Source organism: Sphingopyxis macrogoltabida (genome assembly GCF_001314325.1).
Taxonomy (GTDB): domain Bacteria; phylum Pseudomonadota; class Alphaproteobacteria; order Sphingomonadales; family Sphingomonadaceae; genus Sphingopyxis; species Sphingopyxis macrogoltabida.
This window is the reverse complement of the sequence record NZ_CP009430.1, coordinates 274,456-291,089: the sequence shown is the minus strand read 5'-3', so window position 1 is coordinate 291,089 and position 16,634 is coordinate 274,456. Positions and strand designations below refer to the sequence as shown.

The 16,634-nt window shown below is 64.2% G+C and carries 15 protein-coding genes; 12 read left to right on the top strand and 3 right to left on the bottom strand.

Annotation, left to right across the window (positions count from 1 at the left end; translation table 11 throughout):
• Positions 1-3 precede the first annotated feature (3 nt).
• From LH19_RS26265 to LH19_RS26255, 3 genes are read left to right on the top strand one after another with little or no spacing between them, the layout of a single operon-like run.
• Positions 4-927, top strand: coding sequence for a BKACE family enzyme (locus LH19_RS26265; protein WP_054735043.1), 924 nt, complete (start codon positions 4-6; stop codon positions 925-927).
• A 2-nt stretch (positions 928-929) separates the two neighbouring features.
• Complete coding sequence (locus tag LH19_RS26260; RefSeq protein WP_054735039.1) at positions 930-2,321, top strand: AMP-binding protein; 1,392 nt, start codon at positions 930-932, stop codon at positions 2,319-2,321.
• A gap of 14 nt (positions 2,322-2,335) precedes the next feature.
• Positions 2,336-3,508, top strand: a complete 1,173-nt coding sequence (locus tag LH19_RS26255) for an enoyl-CoA hydratase-related protein (protein ID WP_054735036.1) — start codon at positions 2,336-2,338, stop codon at positions 3,506-3,508.
• Here the strand turns inward: LH19_RS26255 and LH19_RS26250 are convergent.
• Positions 3,463-4,191 (bottom strand): MerR family transcriptional regulator, encoded by a 729-nt coding sequence (locus LH19_RS26250; RefSeq protein WP_158514508.1) that lies wholly within the window; start codon positions 4,189-4,191, stop codon positions 3,463-3,465. The two genes, LH19_RS26255 and LH19_RS26250, sit on opposite strands and share 46 nt — an antisense overlap.
• 136 nt (positions 4,192-4,327) lie before the next feature.
• Between LH19_RS26250 and LH19_RS26245 the strand changes: the two genes are divergently transcribed.
• The gene (locus LH19_RS26245) at positions 4,328-5,437 is read left to right on the top strand and encodes an alkane 1-monooxygenase (protein WP_054735030.1); all 1,110 of its coding nucleotides are present in this window, start codon (positions 4,328-4,330) and stop codon (positions 5,435-5,437) included.
• The gene (locus LH19_RS26240) at positions 5,437-5,784 is read left to right on the top strand and encodes a DUF2834 domain-containing protein (protein WP_054735026.1); all 348 of its coding nucleotides are present in this window, start codon (positions 5,437-5,439) and stop codon (positions 5,782-5,784) included. Before LH19_RS26245 ends, LH19_RS26240 begins: the two co-directional genes overlap by 1 nt.
• 50 nt (positions 5,785-5,834) lie before the next feature.
• Here the strand turns inward: LH19_RS26240 and LH19_RS26235 are convergent, their stop codons facing one another.
• Both LH19_RS26235 and LH19_RS26230 read right to left on the bottom strand, forming a co-directional pair.
• A complete protein-coding gene (locus tag LH19_RS26235; RefSeq protein ID WP_054735022.1) occupies positions 5,835-7,274 on the bottom strand; it encodes an aldehyde dehydrogenase in 1,440 nt (479 codons plus the stop codon).
• A 16-nt stretch (positions 7,275-7,290) separates the two neighbouring features.
• Positions 7,291-8,337, bottom strand: a complete 1,047-nt coding sequence (locus tag LH19_RS26230) for a 2Fe-2S iron-sulfur cluster-binding protein (protein ID WP_054735019.1) — start codon at positions 8,335-8,337, stop codon at positions 7,291-7,293.
• Between the two features lie 136 nt (positions 8,338-8,473).
• Here LH19_RS26230 and LH19_RS26225 point away from each other — a divergent pair, with 136 nt between their 5' ends.
• The 7 genes from LH19_RS26225 to LH19_RS26195 all read left to right on the top strand — a co-directional run bounded on the left by LH19_RS26225 (position 8,474) and on the right by LH19_RS26195 (position 16,631).
• The gene (locus LH19_RS26225) at positions 8,474-11,086 is read left to right on the top strand and encodes a TonB-dependent receptor (protein WP_054735016.1); all 2,613 of its coding nucleotides are present in this window, start codon (positions 8,474-8,476) and stop codon (positions 11,084-11,086) included.
• 88 nt (positions 11,087-11,174) lie between these two features.
• The gene (locus tag LH19_RS26220) at positions 11,175-12,122 is read left to right on the top strand and encodes a DUF7064 domain-containing protein (protein WP_054735013.1); all 948 of its coding nucleotides are present in this window, start codon (positions 11,175-11,177) and stop codon (positions 12,120-12,122) included.
• Positions 12,103-13,263 (top strand): phosphotransferase family protein, encoded by a 1,161-nt coding sequence (locus LH19_RS26215; protein WP_145923686.1) that lies wholly within the window; start codon positions 12,103-12,105, stop codon positions 13,261-13,263. The genes LH19_RS26220 and LH19_RS26215 overlap by 20 nt, the downstream gene beginning before the upstream one ends.
• Positions 13,260-13,739 carry a hypothetical protein gene (locus tag LH19_RS26210; RefSeq protein ID WP_054735009.1) on the top strand — a complete coding sequence of 160 codons (480 nt, stop codon included), beginning with the start codon at positions 13,260-13,262 and terminating at the stop codon, positions 13,737-13,739. The genes LH19_RS26215 and LH19_RS26210 overlap by 4 nt, the downstream gene beginning before the upstream one ends.
• Entirely contained in the window at positions 13,736-14,704 is a 969-nt protein-coding gene (locus LH19_RS26205) for a DUF7064 domain-containing protein (protein ID WP_054735007.1), read from the top strand. The genes LH19_RS26210 and LH19_RS26205 overlap by 4 nt, the downstream gene beginning before the upstream one ends.
• A 19-nt stretch (positions 14,705-14,723) precedes the next feature.
• Complete coding sequence (locus LH19_RS26200; protein ID WP_054735004.1) at positions 14,724-15,824, top strand: NAD(P)-dependent alcohol dehydrogenase; 1,101 nt, start codon at positions 14,724-14,726, stop codon at positions 15,822-15,824.
• Positions 15,825-15,878: 54 nt separating this feature from the next.
• The gene (locus tag LH19_RS26195; protein WP_082396428.1) at positions 15,879-16,631 is read left to right on the top strand and encodes a tyrosine-protein phosphatase; all 753 of its coding nucleotides are present in this window, start codon (positions 15,879-15,881) and stop codon (positions 16,629-16,631) included.
• Positions 16,632-16,634: the final 3 nt, after the last annotated feature.

Sequence of the window (16,634 nt, the reverse complement as noted above, 5' to 3'; positions counted from 1 at the left end):
GATATGAGCAAGGTCATCATCAGCTGCGCGATCACCGGATCGATCCACACCCCTTCGATGTCACCGCATCTGCCGGTGACCGCCGAAGAAATTGCCGAAAGCGCGCTCGGCGCCGCCGAGGCGGGTGCCGCGATCGTCCATCTCCATGCGCGCAATCCCGAAGACGGGCGACCTGACCAGAGCCCCGAGGCGTTCGAGCCCTTCCTCAAGGTCATCAAGCAGTCGTCGAACGTCGTGGTGAACCTCACGACCGGCGGCTCGCCCTATATGCCGGTCGAAGAGCGCGTGCAGCCCGCAGCGGTCTGGAAGCCCGAGGTCGCGAGCCTGAACATGGGGTCGATGAACTTCGGGCTGTTCCCGATGCTGAAGCGCTACAAGGAGTTCAAGCATGAGTGGGAGCCCGCGATGCTCGAGGGCAGTCACGACCTCGTCTTTCGCAACAGCTTCAAGGACATCCGCTACGCGCTCGAGACGTTGAACGCGACCGGCGCGCGCTACGAGTTCGAATGCTACGACACGAGCCACCTCCACAATCTCCATTATTTTTGGACCGAGGGCCTCGTGCAGGCGCCGCTGTTCATCCAGACCTGCTTCGGGCTCCTTGGCGGTATCGGCCCGCATCCCGAGGAAGTGCTGCATATGAAGCGCACCGCCGACCGGCTGTTCGGTGACAATTATCGTTGGTCGGTGCTCGGTGCCGGCGCGTCGCAAATGAAGGTCGCTGCGCAGGCGGCCGCGATGGGCGGACATGTCCGCGTCGGCCTCGAGGACAATCTCTGGCTCGACAAGGGCGTCCTCGCCCCGAGCAACGCGGCGCAGGTGACGCGGGTGCGCCAGATCATCGAAGGGCTCGGCCTCGAGGCCGCGACACCCGACGAAGCGCGCGAAATCCTGGCGCTCAAGGGCGGCGACAAGGTCGGCTTCTGACGATGCGCCCGCTCGCCGACGTCCCCGCCGCCTTTCCGCCCGATCGCCTCGCGATCGTGCACGGCGCGGCGCGTTGGACCTGGGGCGATCTCGATCGCCGCTCGGCACAATGGTGCGCGTGGCTGACCTCGCGCGGTGTGACGGCCGACGATCTCGTTGCCTTCGCGCTGCCCAACGGGCCCGACTTCATCGCGCTCGCCTTCGGCACTTACCGCGCGGGCGCCACCCCGGCGCCGATATCCTGGAAGATCACGGCGCATGAGCGCACAGCGATCATCGCCGTCATGCAGCCCCGCCTCGTCGTGGGCGGGGAGGAGGGGCCTGCGCCGGGCGATCCGCAGGGCGAAGCTTCGAGGCATGTCGCGGCATCGTGGAAGGCTTGTACGAGCGGCGGCAGCACGGGCGTGCCGAAGGTCATCGTCGACGGGAGAAGCGCAGGCTTTCCCGAGGGGACCGACTTCATCGGAATTCCGGCGAACAGCTGCGTGCTGGTACCGGGGCCGCTCTATCATAACGCGCCCTTCAGCGCGGCGGTCTTCGCCCTCTGGAAGGGCTCGACGATCGTCACGATGGACAAGTTCGATGCCGTGACGGCGCTGGGGCTGATCGACGACGAGGGCGCTACATGGGCGCTGATGGTTCCGACGATGATGCACCGGATCATGGCGCTCACGCCGACGGCGCGCGCCTGTCACGACCTCTCGCGCTGGGCGATGGTGGTCCACACGGCGGCCCCGATGGCGCCCTGGCTCAAGCAGGCGTGGATCGAATGGTGCGGGCGCGATCATATCTGGGAAGTCTATGGCGCCACGGAGGGTCTGGTGCGCTGCTGGATCGGCGGGCGCGAATGGCTTGAGCGCCCGGGTTCTGTCGGGCGTCCGATCGGCGGCGGGCGCCTCCGGATCCTGCGCGACGACGGGCAGGTGTGCGAGGCGGGGGAGGAAGGCGAAGTGTTCGCCATGCCCCCCGGGGGGCCGGGCTCGACCTATCGCTATATCGGCGCCGAACGGCGGGCCACGTCCGATGGGTGGGAATCGGTCGGCGATATCGGCCGGCTCGATGCCGATGGCTATCTCTACCTTGCCGACCGGCGCACCGACCTCATCATCTCGGGCGGCGTCAACGTCTGGCCGGCCGAAGTCGAGGCGGCGATCCTCCGACACCCGGCGGTCCGCTCCTGCGCCGTCGTCGGCATTCCGCACCCCGATCTCGGTCAGGCCGTTCATGCCGTTGTCGAAGCCGATACGGGCACGCTCAGCCTCGCCGAGCTTGGCCAGTTTCTCAATCCCTGGCTTGCGCGCGAAAAGCATCCGCGCAGCCTCGAAACCCGGACCCAGCCCGTGCGCGACGACGCCGGCAAGGTCCGCAAGGGCCGGCTTGCGCCCGCCCCCTGACCGAAGGAAAGACGATGACCAATCCGCCGCCCGCCATGGAACAGTTCCGGCTGGAGTTTCAGGACAATGGCCTCGTCCATCTTGTCTTCGACGCGCCGGGACGGACGATGAACGTCTTCTCGAACGCCGCGATCCATGAGCTCAAGGCCTTTGCGGCCTGGCTCGGTACGAGCGATGTCCTCGGCGTACTTGTCCGGTCAGGCAAGGACAATGCCTTTTGCGCAGGGGCCGATCTCACCGAACTCGGCGTTGCATATGACATGATCGTCGCGGCGCCGGCGCGCGAACGCTTCACCATCGCCTTCGACCATTTCTTCCCGCTGAGCGCTGCCCTCCGCGCGCTTGAGACCGCCGGCAAGCCGGTGGCCTCGGCGATTGCCGGCCTCGCGCTCGGGGGAGGCTGCGAGCTTTCGCTCGCGACGCACTACCGTGTTCTCGTCGACAGCCCGCGTGCCGCGCTCGGGCTTCCGGAATCGCTCGTCGGTCTGCTTCCCGGCGCGGGGGGGACGCAGCGCCTCCCGCGCCTCGTCGGCGTCCAGGCCGCCCTGCCGATCCTGCTCGAGGGCGCTCGCCTCGCTGGACAGGCGGCGCTCGATGCAGGCCTTGTCCATGCGCTCGTCCCGGAGGGCGACGAAGTCGCGGCCGCCGAGGCCTGGCTTCTCTCGCGGCCGGAAGCCGCACAGCCGTGGGACAAGGAGGACTGGCTCGATCTGGGGCCGGCCTCGGTGTCGGCGCAGATCGATCCGGTGCGCGCCCGTGTAATGGCAGAGACCGAGGGCTATTATCCGGCGCCGATCGCGATCCTCGACTGTATCGAGTTCGGTCTCCCGCAATGCTTCGATGGTGCGATCCGCAGCGAAATGGCGATCTTCGCGCATCTCATTCAGCGCCCCGAACCGCGGAACATGATCCAGACGCTCTTCCTTGGGAAGACCGACTATGATCGGCACGCCCGCAAGGAGACGCTTCCGGCCTTCATTGCCGATGTCGTAGCGGCCTTGCAGCCCTTGAAAGGCCGCTTAGGTGACGTGGCTGCGCGCGAGAGCGCCGCCGAAGCCATTGCACCCTTTGCGGACGGACGCGCCGACGAGGATCTGCGGATGGCCGACTATGCGGTGGTCAGCCAGCTTGGCTATCCGGCCTATTTGGGCGGTCCGTTCGCGTCGCGCCGCGCCGCGTCGACATGACCGGTCACGTCGTCGAAATGGATATAGCGCATCAGGCTCTTGAGACGGAGAAGCGCGAAGAAGTCGACCATGTGACGAATACCGGCATGGAAGATGCGCGCGGCCTCGGCGTCGTCCATTCGTCCCTCGGTCGCATCGATGAACCGCTGCGATTCCTCGCGGGCGACCATGTCGGCGGGCTTGGCGTAGAAATCGACGACGGTCGGAGGAAACCCGTTTTCCTCGGTATAGCCCTCGGCGCGCATCAACTGCCAGATCGTGACGATGCGGCTGTCCATGATGCTGAGGGCAGGGCCTTTGGGCGTGTCGAGGATCTCGACGATCCCGAGACCCTGAAAGACCTTCGCGTCATGCTCGGCATAGGGCCAGGCCGCGGTCAGCGTTTCAAGCAGGACCTCGCCGTCCATGCCGACGCGCGCGGCGACCAGCGCCTCGAGGTTGCGGAAGGCCGCGGCATCGACCCGGCCATCGCTGTTTTGCCCGCGTAGCGCTTCCTTGATCTGGGGCAGGGTGAGACCGTCGTCGCGCTGCAGCTTGCGGACCGCAAGCACCGCCTGGACATGCGTCTCGCCATAGTCGGCGACATTGGGCGCCGGTCGCTCCGGCTCCGGGAGGAGCCCGTGCCGAAAGTAAACCCGGATCGTCTCCCGGTGGACCCCTGTCCGCTTTTCCAGATCGCGCATTTTCACGCGCCCCGAATAAGCCTTCCCTTGCGCCGAGGGCAACGCAAAAAATCGCTCATAAGTCGTCAAATGATAAAGTGCTTTATCGTAATGCGTATATATGTTACGCATTGAGTCGGAGAGAGGAGTTCCGACGATGGACTACACGCGTTATTATACCCCTGTGCTCGTGCAGATCGCCGCTTATGCGGGGTTTGCGCTAGGCGGGAACTGGGTCTTCATCGGCATCGCCTCGCTTCCGCTGCTCGGGTTGATCGATTCGGTGCTGCCCAACGATATGCGTCCGCGTGAAATGAAGCGCGGCCTGATGGCGGACTTGCCCGTTTGGCTCGCGACAATCCTCGCGGTCGGGCTCTATTTCATGGCGGCCTTCTGGGTGCGTTCTTCAGAGGCGATCACGCCCTGGCAATATGCCGGTGCGATCCTTTCGCTTGCCTGGATGAGCGTTGTCCCGCTCGTGCCCGCCTCGCACGAGCTCTATCATCAGCGCGGCAAGCTGCGCCGGTTCATCGGCACCTATTCGCAGGTCTGCTATCTCGACTGCACCCGCGAGATCGCGCATGTGACCGGTCACCACCTCGACGTCGCGACCGAACATGACGGGGACACCGCGCGCCGCGGCGTCTCGCTCTACGGCTTTACCGGCAAGGCGGTCATCCAGAGCACGCGCGACGCGTGGCGGATGGAAAGCGACAGCCTCGAGAAGCAGGGCTACGGCCGCTGGTCGATCCAGCACCGCATCTGGAAAGCGCTCCTCGCGCAGCTCGTGATGCAGAGCCTCGTCTTCCTGATCGGCGGCTGGACCGCGGTGGCTGTCGTTCTTGCCGGCATGGTCGGCGCGCGCTTCTGGGTCGAGAGCTTCAACTATTTCCAGCATTACGGGCTCACTCGGGTCCCCGGCGGCGCGATCGCGCGCCGCCATGTCTGGAATCATCTCAAGCCCCTGTCGCGCGTGATGGGCTTCGAGATCACCAACCATGCCGACCACCACACCGACAGCTTCGCCGCCTTCCACGAGCTCCGTCCTGACCGCCAGTGGATCCCGATGCCGAGCGTGTTCGTCTGTTTCTTCTCGGCTCTGATCCCGCCGCTCTGGCACAATGCCGTGATCAAGCCGGCGCTGAAGCGCTGGGACAATGAACTGGCGACGCCTGAGGAACGCGAGCTTGCGAGGGCGCAAAACCGCGCCGCCGGCTGGCCCGACTGGTTCGACGAAAAGCCTGCAGGCGCCTGGGCCGCCAGCTGATGGTCGCCCGCCACCTGCTCTATATCCTGATCGCGGTTGCCTCGGCGGCCGCGGCCTGGTTTCACGGGATCGCGTGGGTGAGGGAGGGCGGCAATCTGCTGCTCCTGCCGACCTTCTTTCTCGATGCCTATCGCAGCGGCAGCGCCGCCGCCTTTCTCACCATCGACATATTGGCGGCCTGGGCGGTCTTCATGATCTGGGTCGTGCCCGATGCGGTGCGGATCGGGCTTGGTGCGCGCAAGGGCTGGCTCTATTTCGGCCTGTCCTTCATCGGCACCTGCTTCGCCTTCCCGCTCTATCTCGTGGCGCGCGAGCGCCATCTCGCCAAGGCCGGCACCGCCGGCTGAGCTAGAGGCAGCTGGGAAGGGCGCCGCGCCGCGGCGCCTTTCCTCATGCTTCATCCCATCACATAGATCGACTTGGTGCGCTGGTAGCCGGCGAGAGCCTCGGGGCCGAACTCGCTGCCCATGCCGCTCGCCTTGATCCCGCCGAAGGGTGAGCCGAGCGACGGCATATAGCCGTTGACGCCGATCGTGCCGCTCTCGACCTGATGCGCAACCGCGATGCCGCGCGCCTGGTCTTGGCTCCACACCGAGCCGCCGAGACCGAACTGCGAGGCGTTGGCGATACGCACGGCATCGGCTTCGTCGGCGTAGCGGATGATCGACAACACCGGGCCGAAGATTTCCTCCTGGGCGATGACGGCATTCTCGCCGACATCGGCGAATACTGTCGGTTCCACGAACCAGCCGCTGTTATGTCCCTTGGGACGGCCCCCGCCGGCAACGAGCCGCGCTTCGTCGCGGCCTTTCGCGATATAGGATTCGACGCGGTCGCGATGCGCAGCCGAGGCCATCGGCCCGACATGCGTGGCGGGGTCGAGCGCATCGCCGACCGTGAAGCTCGACACCGTCTCCGCCACCGCGCCGACGATCTCGTCGTAGCGCGTATCTGGCACGAGAAGCCGCGTTCCGTTGTAACAGGCCTGCCCGTTATTGAGCATGCTTACCATCGGAATGGCAGGCAGAAAGGCGCCGAGGTCGACGTCGTCGAGGAGCAGCGCCGCGGACTTGCCGCCTAGCTCGAGCGTGACCGGCCGGAGGAGCTGGCCGCATTGCGCGGCGATCGCACGGCCGGCACCGGTCGAGCCTGTGAAGGCGACTTTGTCGATACCCGGATGCGATACGAGATAGGCGCCGACCTCGCGGTCGGCGGCGACGATATTGATGACGCCTGGGGGGACTCCTGCCGCCAGCGCGGCTTCGGCGACGAGATAGGAATCGAGCACCGTCCCGGGCGAAGGCTTGATTACCAGGGTGCAGCCGGTCAGCATCGCCGGAGCGATCTTGCTGAAGGCGAGGGTCACCGGGAAGTTCCACGGCACGACCGCTGCGACGACGCCGACCGGCGCGCGTTCGACGAGCGTTTCCTGCCCCATCTGCGAGGGGCGGCTTTCGCTAGCCGTGATGCTGTCGGCGAGACTCGCATAATATTGGAGGACGCCTGCCGGAAACTGCGCCTCGAGCATGTTGGCGAGGGTGACCGGCATACCGTTTTGGAGGCTGACGGCCTCGGCGATCGCGCTGCCGCGCTCTACGAGCTCGGCCATGAAGCGCAGCATGATGTCGGCACGCTCGGCGGGCTTGAGGCGCGGCCAGGGCGAATGGTCGAAGGCTTGGCGTGCTGCGGCGACGGCGGCATCGACGTCGGCCTCGACGCCTTCGGGCACGGTCGCGACATGCTCGCCGGTCGAGGCGTTATGGATCTTGAAGCGACGGTCGGACGCGGGCCGGACCCATTCATTGCCGATGAAAAAGTTGTTGCGATCAAGGCTCATCTCATTCTCCCGTGAATCACGCGCCGGTGCTGGCGTCTGTAAATTTGTCATAATGGATGTCGGGCAGGCCGATCCCGGCCTCGGTCAGCGCGTGGATGCCCGCATCGATCATCGGCGGCGGCCCGCACATATAGCCCTGCGCGCCGGGGCCGAGCCGTTCAAGCGCCTGCGGGACATAGTCGGTGACGAAACCGCTGCGATATTGGGGGTTCGTCTCCTCGGAGAGGACGGGCCAATAGTCAAAGCTCGCGGTCCAGGCGCTCCGGATCGCGGCGATGGCATCCGCCGCATAAAGGTCGCGCTCGCCGCGTCCCCCGAACAGCAGGATGCAGTCGCGACGCACGCGCCGATTTGCCGCGTCCTGCAAGAGGCTGATGAGGGGGGCGAGGCCCGACCCACCGGCGATGCAGATGATCGGCCCTTTGCCGTCCCGGAGCCAGAAATTGCCGTGCGGCCCATCGAGTTCGAGAGGCTCACCGGGAAGCGAGCCGCCGAAGAGGCGGTCGGTGAACTGGCCGCCCGGAACATGCCGAATGAAGAAATGGGGTTCGGTGGTTCCCCCGGCGATCGGAGCATCGGCAAAACTGTAAGAGCGATGGACCGAGCCATCGCCCCAATGAACATTGGCATATTGGCCGGCGCGATAGTTTATCGGTTTATCAACTCTGATTGCAACGCGCCTTATGTCATGGGTGAGTTCGCTCGCGTTGAAGAACGTCGCGGATTGCCGGACAGCCTGCGCGTCGGCGCTGCTTCCGATCTCGACATCGAGCACCAGATCGGACTTCGGCAGGGCCTGACAGGCCAGTATATATCCGGCCTCGAGCTCCTCGCGGCTGAGCGTGTAGCCGAAGGGCGTGATAGCCTCGACTTTACCGGAAATCAGGCGCGTTCGGCACGACCCGCAGGTGCCGACCGTGCAGTCGTGCGGATAGGCGATTCCCTCGGCGAGCGCGCGTTCAAGAATCGTGGTACCCGGAGGCACATTGAAGTGGTCACCCGACGACTCGATTTCGACGGCGCGGTCGGGTGCCTTCCCAAAAAGCTTGGATAACAGCGACATTCGGCATCTCTCTCAAAATTCGTAAAGTGGTTGACATGTTTGTGGCACAGATTATTTTGCGTATCAAGGTCACGCAATAAATTGCGGACATGATCGCACCGGAGCTCCCCATCCGAGTGCATACGGGAGAGCGCTAATGAAGAATCTTATGTCCGCGAGCGTGCTCGCTGTTGCGATCGCAAGCCTGTCGTCGCCCGCTTTCGCGCAGGAAGCGCCAGCGGAAGAAACCGGCACCACCCAGGACCAGGTCGGTCTCAGCGACATCATCGTCACCGCGACGAAGCGGTCCGAGAATCTGCAGGACGTGCCCGTCGCCGTCTCGGCAATCTCGTCCGAATCGCTTCAGAACAAGGGCGTGTTCGAGACGAGCGATCTCAACAACACGATGCCGAACTTGCAAGTGTCCTCGCCTTACGGCCAGCAGCAGCCGAACTTCTCGGTGCGCGGCGTCGGCGTCGGCACCGAGTTCAATGCCAACGCGGCATCGCCGGTCGGCGTGTATGTCGACGAAGTCTATCAGGCATTCCGCTCAAGCCACGGCCAGCAGCTTTACGATCTCAACCAGATCGAAGTCGTACGCGGCCCGCAGGGAACGCTCTACGGCCGAAACACCACGGGCGGCGCTGTGAACTTCATTACCAAGTCACCGCAGCTCGAAGGGCAGGAGGGCTATTTCACCGCCGGCTACGGCAACTACAACCGCATCAACCTCGAGGGCGCGATCGAAGTCACGCCGTCGCCCGACAAATTCGGTATCCGCCTCGCGGCCACCTATGTCGATGCCGATTCCTATATCGCGAACCGGTTGCCCGAAGGCCCGAGCACGGCGGCCGCCGGCGGCGCCTCGGGGTTGAACTTCAACACCGGCCGGAGCCCCGGCGGTACCCAGAGCTACGGCCTTCGCCTGTCGATGCGCTGGAAACCCGTCGACACGGTCGATCTCAAGCTCAAGGTCTACGCAGCCGAAGCCGAAGGCGGCACCGAGAGCCCGATTCCGACCGGTTCGTCGCGCACGAGCGATGTGATCAGTTACACCAACCCGAACTTCCTGCTCGGCGGGCTCTTCTCGGCGCTCGCGCCGGCGGGGCTCCTTCCGACGAGCTACAGCCAGTCGGGCCGCGGCCTCGGGATCAACGAAGTCGAACTCGACTCGGTCGGTGTCGCGACGTCACGGGCCCGCGGCGTGGTCTTCGACGCCCGCATCGATCTCACCGACAATTTGAAGCTCATCTCGGTGAGCGGCTATGACGACGGACTCTACTCGCAGTCGTCGACCGACTGCGACGGCACCCCGCTCCGCCTCTGCGCGATCGGCTACCGGTCGAAGTTCAGCGCGTTCAACCAGGACGTGCGCCTCGATTTCGACGGGGGTCCGTTCAAGGCGATCGTCGGAGCGTTCTACGGCAAGGACAAGGTGACGGGAGACAACACCCCCGACTTCTTCAACTTCCTGCGCGATGTGCGGGCCGCGGTCGGTCTTCCGGCGAGCTATTTCAACCCGGGCGGCGCGTTCAACGGGACCGCGCTCTCGGCAGGCTCGCTCCCGACCGGCATCTATGCGACCCAGCATTTCGTCCAGAAGCGCACGTCCTATGCGGCTTATGGCGAGGCGAGCTACGAGCTGACGCCGACCCTCAAGTTCACTGCGGGCCTGCGCTACACGAAGGACAAGAACCGCTTCCTCGACGGTGTCACCACCTATTTTGACGATACCGGCACGGCGCGCCTGATCACCGTCTCCGATTTCCAGCAGGGCGGGGCCTTCGCCCCCTATTTCCTGCAGGATGTGCGCGACGAGGCGGGCAATGTCGTCATCCCGTCCTTCCAGGGTCTGGGGATCCCGCTTCCGGGCGGTCTCAGGAACCAGGGCTCGGCGGGACGCGTCACCGGGCGCGCGATCGTCGACTGGAAGCCGGTCGAGGATGTCATGGTCTACGCCAGCTACAGCCGCGGCTACCGCTCGGGGACCTTCAACGGCCTCGCTTATGGCAGCGCCAACCAGGTCTATTTCGTCAAGCCCGAGCAGGTCGATGCGTTCGAAGGCGGGATCAAGTCGCGCTTCTGGGACAATCGCGCCCAGTTCAACATCTCGGCCTTCTACTATAAATATAAGGGGCAGCAGGGACAGGTGGTCGATGCGTCGGCAACCGCCAACCTCATCTCGCTCGACGGGACGCTGAAGGGCCTTGAGGTCGAAGCGATCGTCGAACCGGTCAACGGTTTCACGCTCAGCGCCTCCTTCGGTTTGCTGGACTCAAGCTACAAGGGCGGCGACTGCCCCGCCGATCCGTCGACGATTCCTAACTTCCCCGCGCAGCTCGGCAGCTGCGTCGTATCCTCGGGCGGGCCGGTCAGCGTCGGGGGCAATCCCTTCCCCTATGCCGCCAAGCAGTCGGCGTCCTTCGCCGCCGATTGGGACGTCATCGACGATGGCGACAACAAGTTCACGCTGCACGGCGACGTCAATTACACCGGCCAGTTCTATTTCGACTCGTTCAAGGATTACAGCCGCGGCCCGCTCCCGGCGGTGGCCTCGGGCAAGTTCGGTGACGGCAACGGCAAATATTGGGTCGCCAACGCCCGTGCCACCTATACGATGGGCAATTATTCGATCTCGGTCTGGGGCAAGAACCTGACCAACAAGCTCTACTACCCGTTCGGTATCAGCCTCGAGAATCTGTTCGGCACTGGCTACCGCGTTCGCGCCCAGCCGCGCACCTATGGTGTCGAGGCGACGCTTCGGTTCTAGGCAAAAGGGGGCATCGCGGTCCTGGCAACCTCCCGCCGGGGCCGCGATGCAGTAACCGCATATATTTCAATAAGAAAATTGGAGAGAGATGATGTTTGAGAGCAATGTCTGGGTGGAACCCGATATGGAGATCGATGTCGTCCATGACGGGCGTCACAAGCTCCCCGACGTTGCCATGGGACGCGAATCCATTCCCTATATCGTCGTGCTCCCCGAGCATCAGATCGCCTTCTTCACCTACACTTGGGTCTCGAAGGACAGCGTCGCCGGTGCCGCGCTCGCCGTCTTCGGGCCGGGCGTCGGCGGCGATCCGATCCAGCAGCGCCTCGCCGACCGTCCGGTTTCTCCAGACATGGGCTTCGACGACTGGCAGATCGAAGGCTTCGAGATGCAGCAGGATCTCCAGTTCGGCGCCGCGCATGTTCGCTGGGAAACCCCCGAGGCCACGCTCGATTTCGAATTCAACGCCTTCCATCCGCCTTATGCCTATGCATCCGACCCGCGCGGTTGCCCTGCCTATTGCGCGACCGATCGCATCGAACAGGCCGGCCGCGTCAGGGGCACGCTGCGTATCGGCGAGCGCGTGATCGAGTTCGACGCCACCGGCCACCGCGACCATAGCTGGGGCACGCGCGACTGGGTGCCTTTCCAGCAATATGAATGGTTCGTCGGCCAGGTCGGCGACGAGATTTCGGTGCACTTCTGGCGCTTCAACGCGCTCGGCAAGGAAAACATCCGCGGCTATGTCTACAAGGACGGCAAGGCATCGCGCGTCGAGACCGTCGCGGTCGATGTCATCTATGACGATCAATATTGGCAGACCGGCTACACCGCCGAGGTCGTCGACGAAGCCGGCCGAACGACCAGTATCAAGACCGACGTGTTCGGTTGCTACACGCTGAAGCCCGTACCGAATTGCAGCCTCAACGAGAGCGGCGGCCGCTCCATCATCGACGGCAAGGAAGGCGTCGGCTGGATGGAGTGTTGCTGGCCCACTGATTATCTGGAGCATATCCGTGCACACGGCCCTTATTGAGCGCCCGACGATGCTGAACGATATGGAAGCCGTCCATCGGCATATTATCGGCCGTCGCAGCGCAAACCGCAGCCTGCCGCCCTATCGCGCGGCGCTCACCGACGAGATCGTCGAGATTCTCTCGACCTTCTTCGCCAAGGAGCGACCTGGGGCGGCCGTCTCCGGTGTCCGCCGCGTCGGCGGTGGCGCGTCGAAGGAGCAGTTCTTCTTTACGCTCTCAGAAGGCGGCGAAGAGGAGAAATTCCTGCTGCGCATGGACCCGCGTTCGGCGATCACCGAGACCGATCGCGAGCGCGAATTCATCCTGATCGGCGCGATGCAGGGACGTGTCCCCGTTCCCGAACCGGTGTGGATCGACAATGACGCGAAGCATTTTCCGCAATCGGCTGCGATCCTGCGCGTCGTATCGGGGGTGACCAAGCCAAGCGATGCCGGGGTAAAAGTCTCCGGCCTCGGAACATGGCTCGGGCCGGACCTCCGCGCAAAGATCAAGGACCAGTTTCTCGATCACCTCGTCGAGATTCATCGCTACGATTTCCGCGCCAATCCGCTTCCCGGGTTCGAAGTTCCCGACGCCGACCCGAAGCAGGCGGCGCGCTGGGCCTATAATTACTGGCGCGAACTTTGGGATGTCGACGAGGGCGAGGCCCGGCCGATCATGGCGCTCGCGAGCCAGTGGCTGGCCGACAATATGCCCGACACCGCCGATCTCGTGATGCTGCACGGCGACTATCGCACCGGCAATTATCTCTTCGACGAGGAAAGCGGCGAGATCACCGCGCTCCTCGACTGGGAACTGGCGCGCATCGGCGACTATCACGAGGACCTTGGATGGGTGCTGATGGAAATCTTCGGGGCGTTCGATCCCGACGGCACGTTTCGCGCCAGCGACCTGTTCGAACGCGAGGAGTTCATCGGCGAATATGAGCGCCGTTCGGGACGGTCCGTGAACCGGCGGACGCTTCATTATTATGACGTGATGTCGAGCTGGAAGTGCAATGTCATCGTTGCGGCCAACGGTCTGGCCGCGGCGCGGTCGCAGCATAATCACCAGGATGTGCTGCTGACCTTCCTCGCCGCTGCGGCGCCGATGTTCGCGAACGACCTTGTACGCCTTCTGAGCAAGGGAGCCCCGGCATGACCCCTAGCACCGACGAACGGATCGCGAGCATCATTCGCTCGCTCACCGAAGTGATCCTTCCGCACTTGCCCGCCGATGCATCGCTGGCGCAGGAGCAGGCTCAGCTCGCGATCGGCCATCTGCAGATCCTCCGCTTTCAGATCGACGGCATCCAGGATTTCGAGGCGGAAGAGCTCGCCGACGCGCGTCTGCTCGCATCCGAACTCGCCGATGCGATCGATGGAGGTCCCCGGACCGCCGCCGCTCGGAGCAGGCTCGATGCGGTTCTCGAAGGCGATATATCCGGCGTTCGGGCAGCGCTGAGCGCGATCAACAAGGCCATCGAGGATCTTGTCCAGGCGGTGTCGGCCGACGGCAGCGAAGCGGCCAAGACCAAGTTGCCGCAGCTCATTCTCGGCCACGAAGCGCGCCGTGTCGAAAAGGACCGGCGCTGGTTTCTCCCTTACGGGTTCGACACGATGGAGGCGGCGGCATGATCCGCGCCGAGGACGCCGATTTCCATTTCACGCCGGACTCGCACTGGCAATGGGTCGAGACGATAGCGCTTCCCTTCTGCATCCCCGAGGCGAACATCAACGTCATAGTCTATGTCGTCGCGCGCCCGATGCTCGGCGTGTGCATGGCGGATGTGACCATCCTCGACCGGATCAGCGACCTGTGGGAGGAGCAGGCCTATATCGACAATCAGCAGCATATGCCCTGTCCCGAGAAGCTGAGCGACTTCACGCTACCCAACGGTCTTACGGTCAAGGCGATCGACCCGATAAACCATTACCGCGTCGAATATCAGGGGATCGACGACACCTGGTTCAAGCTCGATTATCATGCGCTGCATACCGCCTACGACATCAACGACCCGGCGATCGATCCGCTGGCGGCTGATCGAAACGGACCCGCGTGGGACAGCAGCTGGTCCGGCCATTATGAAATGACGTACCGCATTACCGGCGAGCTGGTGGTACGCGGCCAATCCTATGCCGTCGATTGCGTCGAGACCGGCGACCGCAGCTGGGGGCCGCGTCCCGAACGCGAAAATGGCGCGGTGATCTGGTGGCACGTCAGCTTCGGCGAGGCGCTGACCTGCCATATGTTCGTCAAGCATGATATCGCGGCGACCAACGAGTTCGGCGCGCTGATCAGCGGCTATATACTGGAAGACGGCGAACTTTCGGGGCTCGTGCACGCGAGCGGACGCCAGGAATATAAGGGCGCGATGCCGATGGGCGGGGCGGTCAGCGTCACCGACGCGCGCGGCAAGTCGTTCGACTTCACCTATTCGACGACCAACGGCTGTTACTGGGCGCCCTATCCCTCGAACACCTACCTGCAATCGTCGCTTCGCGCCGCGCACAAGGGGCTGGTCGGCACGGGCGTGCAGCAGCTTGGCCTCAGCCGCGCCTATCTGACGCGCCACCGCGACGCCATCCGCGCCCGCTATTGATCGAGAACGGAACCCCGCCATGAAAGCCAGTGCAGCCATCGTCCGCAATGTCGGCGGTCCCTTCGTCATCGAAGACATCGAGGTCGCCGAGCCGCGCGGCGCGGAAGTCCGTGTCCGGATGGTGGGCGTCGGAATGTGCCACACCGACCTTGTCGCGCGCGACGGCTTTCCCGTGCCGCTCCCGATCGTGCTCGGGCACGAAGGCTCGGGCGTCGTCGAGGCCGTCGGTCCCGAGATCACCGATCTCGCGGCCGGCGATCATGTGGTGCTGAGCTTCGACAGCTGCGCGGCTTGCCCGACCTGCGACGAAGGTCTGCCCGCCTATTGCCACCAGTTTCTCGGCAAGAATTTTGCCGGCGTCCGCCTCGAGGACGGCAGTTCGCCGCTGAGCCAGACGGGCGCGGTGATCCACGGCAATTTCTTCGGCCAGTCCTCCTTCGGCACTTATGCGATCGCCCATCGGCGCAACACGGTGAAGGTCGACAAGGACCTGCCGCTCGAGATCCTCGGCCCGCTCGGCTGCGGCGTGATGACCGGGGCAGGGGCCGCGGTTATTTCGCTCGGCCTTCGTCCCGGCCAGTCGCTCGCAATCTTCGGCGGCGGCGCGGTCGGCCTTTCGGCGCTGCTCGGTGCCCGCGCAGTGGACGCAGGCACCGTTGTCGTCGTCGAACCCAATGCCGAGCGGCGCGCGCTCGCGCTCGAGCTCGGCGCGTCGCATGTCATCGACCCCGCCGCGACCGACGATGTGCTTGCAGCGGTCAAGGAGCTGTCGGGGGGCGGCGTCAATCTTGCCCTTGATACAACGGGTATTCCGGCCGTCGTGGCGGTCGCGGTCGAGACGACGATCGCCCATGGGACCGTCGGCCTCGTCGCGGTGCCCCCGCCCGAGGCGATGCTGCCCGCAAATATGATGAGCATGCTCGTCCGTGGCACGATCATCAAATATATCACCGAGGGCGACGCCGATCCGCAGACTTTCATTCCGCAGATGATCACCTGGTACAAGGCGGGCAAATTTCCGTTCGACCGGTTGCTCAAGACTTTCCCGTTCGACCAGATCAACGAGGCGGCAAAAGCCTCTGAAGATGGATCGGCGATCAAGCCGGTACTGACCTTCTAGGCGGGGTCAGGCGGGCCAGAGAATAAACAGTAAACAGCAAACAGGAGGAAGGCGATCTTCAATTTCCGGGATTTCGGAGGCGTGGCGACCGCCGATGGCCGCCGGGTGCGAAGCGGGCAGCTTTATCGTTCCGGCCAGCTAAGCCATGTCGACAATACGACGGCCGACGATCTAAGGACAATGAACTTCGCGCTTATTGCCGACCTCCGGCATCCCGGTGAACGCGCCCAGGCGCCTTCTTTCTGGATCGACGACCATGCGGATCGCATAATCGCGCATGGTCAGGCGACCGACCAGACCGCTCCCCATCTCAACTTCTTCCGCCCCGGCATGGCCGATATCGAAGCGATCGATCGTCGCTATCGCGATTTCTACCGCGACCTGCCGTTCAAGGCGGTTTACCAGTCGCTCTATCACACCGTGCTGAACCGTATGGCGGACGGATGCAGCCCTGTACTTATCCATTGTTCGGCGGGAAAGGACCGTACGGGCCTGTTTGCGGCGCTGACTCTCACTGTCCTCGGTGTTCCCTTCGAAGCTGTCATCGCGGACTATCTGCGGTCGACAGAGGCGCTGAGCGCCGGACCGCTGCGTGCGCGGTTGGTGGAACGCGCGGTCGAAGAGGGCGGGATTGCGCCCACCGATGACATTATGGAAGCGGTGCTCGGCGTCAAAGCTGACTATCTCGCCGCGGCTTTTGCCGAGATCGATGGGCGTTGTGGGTCGATCGATGCCTATCTCGATGCGATCGGCGTCAACGCGAAGGCGCGCGTGGCGCTTGTCCGCAATCTGGTCGTAGACAATTGAACA